7 protein-coding genes and 2 pseudogenes are annotated in these 9,251 nt (G+C 65.8%); 6 read left to right on the forward strand and 3 right to left on the reverse strand.

All coding sequences use genetic code 11. The features are described 5' to 3' along the window. Nucleotides 1-7 precede the first annotated feature (7 nt). Genes NMG70_RS28645 through NMG70_RS28655 form a run of 3 tightly spaced genes read right to left on the reverse strand, consistent with a single transcriptional unit; the run spans nucleotide 8 to nucleotide 3,680 of the window. The gene (locus NMG70_RS28645; RefSeq protein WP_254027599.1) at nucleotides 8-1,537 is read right to left on the reverse strand and encodes a sugar ABC transporter ATP-binding protein; all 1,530 of its coding nucleotides are present in this window, start codon (nucleotides 1,535-1,537) and stop codon (nucleotides 8-10) included. Between the two features lie 59 nt (nucleotides 1,538-1,596). Continuing rightward, a complete protein-coding gene (locus NMG70_RS28650) occupies nucleotides 1,597-2,655 on the reverse strand; it encodes a sugar ABC transporter substrate-binding protein (protein WP_254027600.1) in 1,059 nt (352 codons plus the stop codon). Between the two features lie 35 nt (nucleotides 2,656-2,690). Further along, a complete protein-coding gene (locus NMG70_RS28655) occupies nucleotides 2,691-3,680 on the reverse strand; it encodes a TIM barrel protein (protein WP_254027601.1) in 990 nt (329 codons plus the stop codon). A gap of 380 nt (nucleotides 3,681-4,060) precedes the next feature. On the opposite strand from NMG70_RS28655, the gene NMG70_RS28660 reads away from it, so the two are divergent. The 6 genes and pseudogenes from NMG70_RS28660 to NMG70_RS28685 form a co-directional block, all read left to right on the forward strand. Then, nucleotides 4,061-4,663, forward strand: coding sequence for a CDP-alcohol phosphatidyltransferase family protein (locus NMG70_RS28660; protein ID WP_254027602.1), 603 nt, complete (start codon nucleotides 4,061-4,063; stop codon nucleotides 4,661-4,663). Nucleotides 4,664-4,693: 30 nt separating this feature from the next. Continuing rightward, entirely contained in the window at nucleotides 4,694-6,475 is a 1,782-nt protein-coding gene (locus NMG70_RS28665) for a bifunctional alpha/beta hydrolase/class I SAM-dependent methyltransferase (protein ID WP_254027603.1), read from the forward strand. 2 nt (nucleotides 6,476-6,477) lie between these two features. After that, a complete protein-coding gene (locus NMG70_RS28670) occupies nucleotides 6,478-7,815 on the forward strand; it encodes a phosphatase PAP2/dual specificity phosphatase family protein (protein ID WP_254027604.1) in 1,338 nt (445 codons plus the stop codon). Next, a complete protein-coding gene (locus NMG70_RS28675) occupies nucleotides 7,812-8,240 on the forward strand; it encodes a hypothetical protein (RefSeq protein WP_254027605.1) in 429 nt (142 codons plus the stop codon). Before NMG70_RS28670 ends, NMG70_RS28675 begins: the two co-directional genes overlap by 4 nt. Before the next feature lie 8 nt (nucleotides 8,241-8,248). Then, nucleotides 8,249-8,905 (forward strand): annotated as a pseudogene (locus NMG70_RS28680) (lysophospholipid acyltransferase family protein); the annotation flags it as partial. Nucleotides 8,906-9,040: 135 nt separating this feature from the next. Then, a pseudogene (locus NMG70_RS28685) lies at nucleotides 9,041-9,251 on the forward strand (phosphatidate cytidylyltransferase); the annotation flags it as partial.

The following is a 9,251-nucleotide window of genomic DNA, read 5'->3' on the forward strand; positions in this document are numbered from 1 at the left end:
CTGTCCGTTATGCACCGGCCCAATGGCCCTGCGCCTGCCGGCCTTGAGTCTCCGATTGGGGTATGGCGTGCGCCGCGATCGCCTGTTCGCTGAGATCTGCCCGGTCGAGTTCGGCGGCGACCGTGCCGTCGCGTATGACCAGCACGCGGTCGGCGAGCCGGATCACCTCGGGAAGCTCGGACGACACGACGACGACCGAATGGCCTTCGGCGGCGAGCTCCTCGATCAAATGGTAGATCTCCGCCTTGGCGCCGACATCGATGCCGCGCGTCGGCTCGTCGAACAAAAGGATGCGCGTTCCCGCCGCCAGCCAGCGGCCGATGATCGCCTTCTGCTGGTTGCCGCCGCTGAACAGTCGGATCGGCCGGTCGAGCAGGAACGGGCGCAAATTGACCCGCTTCATCTTCTCGGCCGCGACCCGTTTCAGCCTGCTGTGATCGATGACGCCGTGCGGTGCGAACACGCCCATCGAGGCCAGCGCCATATTGCTGGAGATCGACCGCAACGGCACGATGCCTTCGCGCTTGCGCTCCTCCGGCACCAGGCCGATGCCGGCGGCGATGGCGTCGCGCGGATTGGGAAGTTTTACTCCCTTGCCGTCTATCTCGACCCTGCCCGACGAGGCGCGGTCGGCGCCGGCCAGCAGCCGCAGCAGTTCGGTGCGGCCCGAGCCGACCAGGCCGGCAATGCCCAGCACCTCACCGCGATGCAAGTCGAACGAGACATCATGGACCTTGGTTGCCGAGGCGAGGCCACGCACGCTCAGCCTGACCTCGCTGGAGGCATGCGAGCGGTGCTGTTCCTGGGCAAGCTCGCGGCCGACCATCATCGAAACGACGGTCTTTTCCGACACCTGCGCCAGATCAATGGTTTCGACCACGACGCCGTCGCGCATGATTGTGGCGCGCTGGCAGATGCCGAACACCTCGTCCAGCTTGTGCGAGACATAGACGACCGCGACACCGTCGCGCGCCAGTCCGGCAATGACTTCGGCCAGCCGCTCGAACTCGCTCGGGGTCAGGCTCGATGTCGGCTCGTCCATCGCCACGATGCGTGCCCGATCGAGCAGCGCCCGGGCGATCTCGACGATCTGCCGCTGCGCGACCTTCAGGCTGCCGAGCGGGACTGCCGGATCGATGGTCGGATCGAGGGCGGCAAGGGCTTGCGCAGCGCGGCGCTCCTGCTCGCGCCGTGCGACGAAGATGCCGCCGCGCGTCAGCGGATGGCCGAGGAACATGTTCTGGGCGACGCTGAGCTGCGGCACCTGCTGCAATTCCTGATGGATCATAGCAACGCCCGCGGCGCGGGCGGCGACCGGATTGTTCAGCGCCACCTGTCTGCCGTCGATCAGCACGCTTCCGGCGGTCGGCCTGTAGACCCCCGACAGGATGCGCAGCAGCGTTGATTTGCCGGCGCCGTTCTCACCGAGCAGGCCATGGATTTCTCCGGCGCCGACTGAAAAGGACACATCCCTCAGCGCCCGCACGGCCGGAAACTCCTTGGAAATGCCTTCGAATTGCAGCCGCGCGACAGACATTGGTTCTATTCTCCAGGCAAAGGGCGCCAGCCGAAGGGCCGGCACCCGCGGTCCTGCCCCTAATTGCCCGCCGCCGCGTCCTCGAGCAGCGCCTTGCGCACGGCGTCGCCGGCGCCGGAATAGCGGTCGGCATTGTCCTTGGTGATCAGCGCCTGCGGCGTGGCGACGACGCGCGGCAGCTTCTGCCCGGCCACCAGTCGCAACGCCGATTCCAGCGCCACCTCGCCGGTCAGCACCGGGAAACTATCGACGGTGCCGGTCAGCTCGCCGGCGCGGATCGAGGCATAGGCGTCGGAGATGCCGTCGGTGCCGAAGACGGCGACCTTGTCCTGCAAGCCGGCGGCCTTGACCGCCTCGACGATGCCCAGCGCCATGCCGTCATTGTTGGCATAGAAGCCGATCAGGTCGGGGTGCTGCTGCAGGATGTTGGTGGCTGCGTCGTAGGACGTCTGGCGATCCCAGTTGCCGGGCACGCTGGCGACGACCTCGAACTTGCCGGCTTCGGTGATCGTGGTCTTGAAGCCATCGGTGCGCTGGACGGCGGCATAGACGCCGGCCTGGCCTTCGACGATGGCGACCTTGCCGCCATCCGGCCGGTTTTTGATGAACCATTTGGCGACGCGGACGCCATTGTCGCGCTGGACATTGCCGACATAGTGCTCAGCCTGCGGGATGACCGCGTCATTGACGTTGACCACCGGCACGTTGGCGGCCCTGGCCTGTTCCATGATCGGCTGCAGGTTGGAGTCGGTCTGCGGCGAGACGAGCAGCACGTTGTAGCCCTGGGTGACCAGGCCTTCGGCTATGGTGAGCTGGCCGAGCTGGTCGCCCTCGCTCTGCGCCGCCTGGTAGACGACCGGCACGCCGACGCGATCGCCGAACGACTTGTAGCCCTCACCCAGCGAGCGCCAGTATTCGTTGGTAAGCGTCTTGGAGACGGCGCCCGCCCTGGTGCCGTCGGGCAGCTTGGGAAACGCGCCGAACTTGGCCTCGAGCTGCGACCAGTCGATGCGGTCCTTCTCGGTGTCGGAATTGAGCGGCGCGAGGTCGGTCGAAAAGGCCGAGCCGATGGACAGCGCCATCAGCGCAGCGGTGGCGGTGGCAAGCAGAAATTTCATGGTCTTTCCTCCCTTGGTTGAAAACGGCGCCGGCCTCAGCTGTCCGGCCCGAGCATGGCTTCCTGGATGATGGCTTGCGACGCGACCGCATCCTGGCGGTCGATGGCGGTGGACAGGCGGTTGTCCCTTTCCAACCGATCGACGACGCGCAGCATGCGCTTGACGGTGGCGATGTTGACTTCGCATTCGTGGACCGGATCGAGCCCGGTCATGTCGGGGAACGTGTCGAAGTAGATGGCGCCGGCGTAGCCGTCGCGGCGGATCTGTCGGAGCAACTCGATCGTCTGCAGCGTATGCACCGCACCGACCATCAGGCCGTCGTCACGCTTGGCGTAGCCGTCGTTGAGATGCACGCCCAAGAGCTTGCTGTGGCGCGCCACAAGTGCTGCGGCAAAAGCCGGCTGCTCGTCGGCATAGAGCACATGGGCAAAATCGAGCGTCACGCCGAGATTGGGCAGGCCGATATCGCGGATCGCCAGCAAAGTTGTCGCCGCGTCGGGCATCAGGCTGTAGGAACGCGGCTCGTTGGGCTTGTACTCCAGGCTGATCTGGCAGTCGGGATCATGCACTGCCACTTCACGAATCCCATATATTTCGTGTTGCCACAGCGTCGCGTAATCGGCCTGGAAGGTATAGTCGAAGCCATCCTGCCCGAGCCACAGCGTCATCAGATTGGCGCCCGCCTCACGCGCGGCGTCGATGCCCGCCTTGGTCAGGTCGATGGCTTCGCGGCGAACTGCCGGATCCGGATTGGTGAAGGCGCCGAGCTTGAAGGCCGGATTGGAGTAGTAGCGCATGGCGAAACCGTTGATGGAAAGCCCGAGATCACCGAGTTGTCGCGCCATTTCTGCGGGTTTTTCATCGACATGATCGGGAAAGTTGAGGTCAAGGTCGGTCAGTCCCGCAACTTTCGCCGCCCGCGCCGCCATCTGCAGCATGGACGGCTTGCCGACAAGGTCCGGCCATTCAGCCTGCGGCCGCGAGGCAAAGGAATTCAGGCGTGTGGCGAAACGATTGGCTGTCATGGATGACCCTTTGGTGGACATAACTTCACATATGTACGAAAATTTGTAAAGTTCTTATTTGAGAGTACTCCATGCCCGCCAGAACGGCGGGGTTGCCGCAGTGCGCGCATCGGAGGTCGGGAAGGAAGGCGGACTGCCGACTGGTAATTTTTCAGCCCGCGTCCACGCAGCTCGCAGCCGAGGCTACCGGTTTCGGAAAAACGGTAACAACGCACCTGCAGCAGTTCCCCCACACCTATCAAGCGCTCTATTTCGAGCCGCACAGCGGTCGCTTGTTGCCTCGTCCAGCGCTGATTGTAACCATGTACCCGCCGCACTTGCGTCTTGCGCGCCAATTGATCATCCTCGCGGGAGTTGCACCGCGGCCGGGGGGTTCGCACATGCCGACGCTTTATGCGCTGAAACCGGCCTTCCAGGCCAGGCTGCGGCCGCTCGCCGACCGGCTGGCCGGGGCCGGCGTCACCGCCAACCAGATCACGCTGCTGGCTGCCGCCCTGTCGGTTGCCACCGGCGTTGTGGTCGCGGCCCTTGCCGGCCATCGCGCGGTCTTCCTGCTGATGCCGGTGGTGCTGTTTGCGCGCATGGCGCTCAACGCCATCGACGGGATGCTGGCGCGGGAACATGGCCAGGCCTCAAAACTCGGCATGTATCTAAACGAGCTCTGCGACGCCATCTCCGACCTGGCACTGATCCTGGCCTTTGCCGTCATCTTCCCAGCCTGGGGCGTCGTCACCTTTGCCGTCGCGGCGGTGCTTGTGGAGTTCGCCGGCGTGCTCGGCATCGCGGCGGGCGCGGGACGCAATTATGCCGGGCCGTTCGGCAAGAGCGATCGGGCGCTGGCGCTCGGCATCGTCGCCGTCCTCGTCGCCTGCGGCCTGTGGTTGGACGCGATCACGCCGTTTGTGTTTCCGGCAATGGCTACACTCTCGCTGGTGACCGCCATCAACCGGATACGCAGCGGCCTTAACGGGAGCGGCGACTGAAATTCCTGTCGCATCCGCCTGGGGAAAAACATGCTTCATGAACCGACGATTGCTGCTGCCGCAGTTGAGCAGCGGGTGGCGCAGGAGCGCACCTTCCGCACCCATGACGGCACCGAGATCTTCTACCGCTATTGGCCAGCGGCCGGGCAACCCGCCAGGGGCGCGGTCGTGCTGTTCCACCGCGGCCACGAGCATGGCGGCCGCATGGCGCATCTGGTCGACGAACTCGATATGCCCGGCCACGCCTTCTACGCCTGGGACGCGCGCGGCAATGGCCGCTCGGCCGGCGAGCGCGGCTATGCGCCGTCCTTTGCCGCACTTGTGCGCGACATCGATTGTTTGGTGCGCGAGATCGGCAAAGACGGTTTTTCCCAGCGCGACATCGGGCTGATCGCGCAATCTTTCGGCGCGGTGCTCGCCGCCGCCTGGGTGCATGATTATGCACCGCAAATTCGCGCTTTGGTGCTGGCCTCGCCGGCCTTCTCGGTCAAGCTCTACGTGCCTTTCGCCAAGCAAGGCATTGCGCTGTGGCAGAAGATCAAGGGGCGCTTCTTCGTCAATTCCTACGTCAAGGCCAAGTTCCTGACGCATGATCCCGAGCGCATTGCCTCCTTCGAGGCCGATCCGCTGATCACGCGGCCGATCGCTTCCAACATCCTGGTCGAGCTCTACGACCACGCCGCGCGCATCGTGTCGGATGCCCGCGCCATCACCGTGCCGACGCAATTGCTGATCTCCGGCAGCGACTGGGTTGTGCGGCATGGACCGCAGCACGAATTCTTCGTCAATCTCGCCAGCCCAGCCAAGGAGCGGCATGTGCTGCCCGGCTTCTTCCACGACACGCTGGGCGAGCGCGACCGCCGCAAGGCACTCGACCTGATCAAGCCGTTCCTGGAAAGACAGTTCGCGACGCCACAGAAGTCCGTCGAACTGACCGCGGCAGACCGCGCCGGCTACACGCGCGACGAGGCCGACCGGCTGGCCTCGCCGCTCGCTTTGCTGTCACCGAAGGGCCTCTACTGGGCTATGAGCCGCGCCTCGATCCGCGTGGGTGCCTGGCTGTCGTCAGGCATGAAGACCGGGATTGCCACCGGGTTCGATTCCGGCTCGACGCTTGACTATGTCTACGAGAACCAGGCGCGGGGCACCGGTCCGCTCGGCCGCATGATCGACCGCACCTTTCTCGACGCCATCGGCTGGCGCGGCATCCGCCAGCGCAAGCTGCATCTCGAAGAGCTGATCGGCAGCGCCACTGGGACACTGAAGGCCGCCGGCCGCACGGTCCACATCGTCGATATCGCTGCCGGCCACGGCCGCTACGTGCTCGACGCCGTCGCCAAATGCACCGAGCCGCCGGCCAGCGTGCGGCTGCAGGACTTCTCCGTGCTCAACGTTTCGCTCGGCTGCAAGCTGATCGCCGAGCGGCACCTGCCGACCAGCGTATCGTTCCACCAGGCCGACGCCTTCGACGCCGAGATGCTTTCCGGGCTCGATCCAGCGCCGGACCTGGCCATCATCTCCGGGCTCTACGAATTGTTTTCCGACAACGCCATGATCATCCGCTCGCTCGGCGGGCTGGCCAAGGCGATGCAGACCGGCAGCCTGCTTCTCTACACCAACCAGCCCTGGCATCCGCAGCTCGAAATGATAGCGCGCAGCCTGACCTCGCATCGCGGCGGCCAGGCCTGGGTGATGCGCCGGCGCACGCAAGGCGAGATGGACCAGCTGGTGGCAGCGGCCGGCTTCGAGAAGCTCGACCAGCGCATCGACCAGTGGGGCATCTTCACCGTTTCGGTCGCGCGGCGCGTCTGAGCATGGTTTTACCTGTCCTTGGTCCTGCCGCGGCCCCTGACCTTTCTGCGCACGAGCCGTACGCCGGAATCGTGCTGCGAGCAGCCTTGTGGCTGGCGTTTCTGGCGCCGTTCTTCTACGCGACCTATGGCTTCGCCAACTGGCTGGCGTCGCAGCGCGACGATGTCGGCAGCATCGTCTTTGCCTGGGAGCGCGGCATCCCGTTCATCGCCTGGACGATCGTGCCCTACTGGTCGATCAACCTGTTCTACGGCCTGTCGCTGCTGTTGAACGATACCAAGCGCGGCGTCGACCGTCTTGCCGGCCGCTATCTCACGGCGCAATTGGTCGCCGTCGGCTGTTTCATCCTGTTCCCGCTGACGGCGACCTTCGTGCGGCCGCAGACATCCGCCCTGCCAGGCTTCATGTTCGCGGTGCTCGGCGGCTTCGACAAGCCGTTCAACCAGGCGCCGTCACTGCACATCGCGCTGCTGGTCATCATCTGGGATCAATGGCGCAATCGGCTCAAAGGCATGGCCGGCGTCGTCTGGCATGCCTGGTGTTTGCTGATCGGCGCCTCGGTGCTGACGACGTGGCAGCACCATGTCATCGATATCCCGACCGGCGCTTTGCTCGGCTTTTTCGCCCTGTGGCTGTTTCCGCGCAACGGCGAATTGCCGTTCGCCGGCTTCCGGCTGACCGCTGATGCCAGCGCGCGGCGGCTGGCCCTGTTCTACGCGCTGGTCGCAGCGCTTGCGCTGGCCGGCGCCGTTGCCGGCGCCTTCGTCTCGGCGCTGTGGCTCATCCTGCTGTGGCCGACGCTGGCGCTGGCCATCGTTGCCTTCGCCTATGCCGGAGCCGGCGCCAAAGTGTTCCAGAAAACGGCCGACGGCAGCGTCTCGCTGGCCAGCCGTGTTTTGCTGCTGCCCCACCGGCTTGGCGCCAGGATCAATGCATGGATATGGACGCGCAAGCTGCCACCGCATGTTGCCATTGCCGGCGGTGTCTTCCTCGGCCGCTTTCCCACCGTCGCGGAGGCCGGCGCCTTCGGCACGGTGATCGACCTTGCCGGCGAGCTGGAGCGGCCGCGCGGCGTCACCTGCCGCTGGACGGCTGTCGCCATGGTCGATCTTTTGCCGCCCTCGCCAACGGCGCAAGCGCAAGCGGTGGCGGCGATCGAGGGCGCGCGCAGCCACGGCACGGTCCTTGTCTGCTGCGCGCTCGGCTTCCAGCGCAGCGCCGGCGCCGTCGCCGCATGGCTGGTTGCCACAGGCCGCTCGCCAACGCTGGCGCAGGCGCACGCGCGGCTCGCCGCATCGGGCCGGCCGGTGCTTCGGATCGCGATGGACGAGCCGGCATGAGTGCCCATCGAGACCAAGCCGAAGCGTTCGCCGCCCGGCTGATGACGCAGGCGGTGTGGCCGCTGTTTTTGGTGCTGGCCGCGTTGGCGGCCGCGCCGGTCATTGCCGTGGCAGCGCAGCCACAGGCGACGACGCTGGCGGCAGCGGCCTGGCTGGTCGTGGTAGCGAGCGGCGTGGTCGCTCTCGCCGTCTCGGCCCTGCTTGTCTTCGACGCGTTGCTGTTCTGGCTGATGGCGAGCCACATCAGCGAGGCCGCCGGCGGTGCCTCGGTCGACGACGTGCTGGCGCGCATGCGCGTCAAACCGGCCGCTGCCGGCATCCGCTCGCTCGACCGGCGCATCGCGGGCACGCAACGCCTGCTGATGAAGCAGCGCATCGCGCTCGGCCTGTTCGTGGCGGCGTCCCTCGTCGCCTTGTCTTTGTGAGCCCGACGATGAGCAAGCTCGGCACAAGGACCTTCACCCTGCTGCAGACCGTGACCTCGGTCGGCCTGTCGGCGCTGGCCTGGGCGGTGACCGGCGTGCGGCCGATCTGGAACGGCAGCCAGCCGTCGGACCGGCAGCGCATCTACTTCGCCAACCATGCCAGCCACGGCGATTTCATCCTGCTGTCGGCCTGCCTCAGCGAGGAGGAGCGCGCCCGCACCCATGCCGTCGCTGCCGCCGACTATTGGGGAAAATCGCGGCTGCGCCGGTTCATCGCGCAGGACATGCTGTCCTCGGTGCTCATCCACCGGCAGTGGACGGATGAGGCGCAGAATCCGATTTCGATCATGCTGTCGGTGCTCGACGAGGGTCATTCGCTGATCATCTTCCCCGAGGGCACGCGCAACATGACTGACCAGCCGCTGCTGCCGTTCCGCTCCGGCCTCTACAATCTGTCGATGGCGCGGCCCGACGTCGAACTCATCCCGTGCTGGATCGAGAACATGTCGCGGGTGCTGCCCAAGGGCCAGTTCGTGCCGGTGCCGCTGCTCTGCCGGGTCGTCTTCGGCGCGCCGATCGCCCTTGCGCCCGGCGAGGAACGCCGCGCCTTTCTCGACCGCGCCCGCCAAACACTGCTGGCGCTGAACCCCCGCCCGCCAACGCATGATGCGGAAAAGTGGAATCCGGTTTTCCGAAAAACATCATGCGACCAAAACAGCGTAGAGCCCAAAGAGCGTAGAGATCATGCCGGATCCGATATCCGGCACGATGCTCCAAGAGACGACTAGAACAACATGCCAATGCACGAGACCCTTATCATGGTTGTCGGCCTCACTGCGGTGCTGACCACGGCAAGCCTGGTCGCCGGCATCCTGTCATGGCGCGCGCCGAAGCCGCTCTCCTCGACGCTGGTCAACCTCAACCAGCGCATCAACGCCTGGTGGGTGATGGTGGTGGCGATCACCGTCGCCTTCTTCTTCGGCCGCGTCGGCATGACCATCCTGTTCGCGC

Source organism: Mesorhizobium ventifaucium (genome assembly GCF_935822925.1).
Lineage (GTDB): Bacteria > Pseudomonadota > Alphaproteobacteria > Rhizobiales > Rhizobiaceae > Mesorhizobium > Mesorhizobium ventifaucium.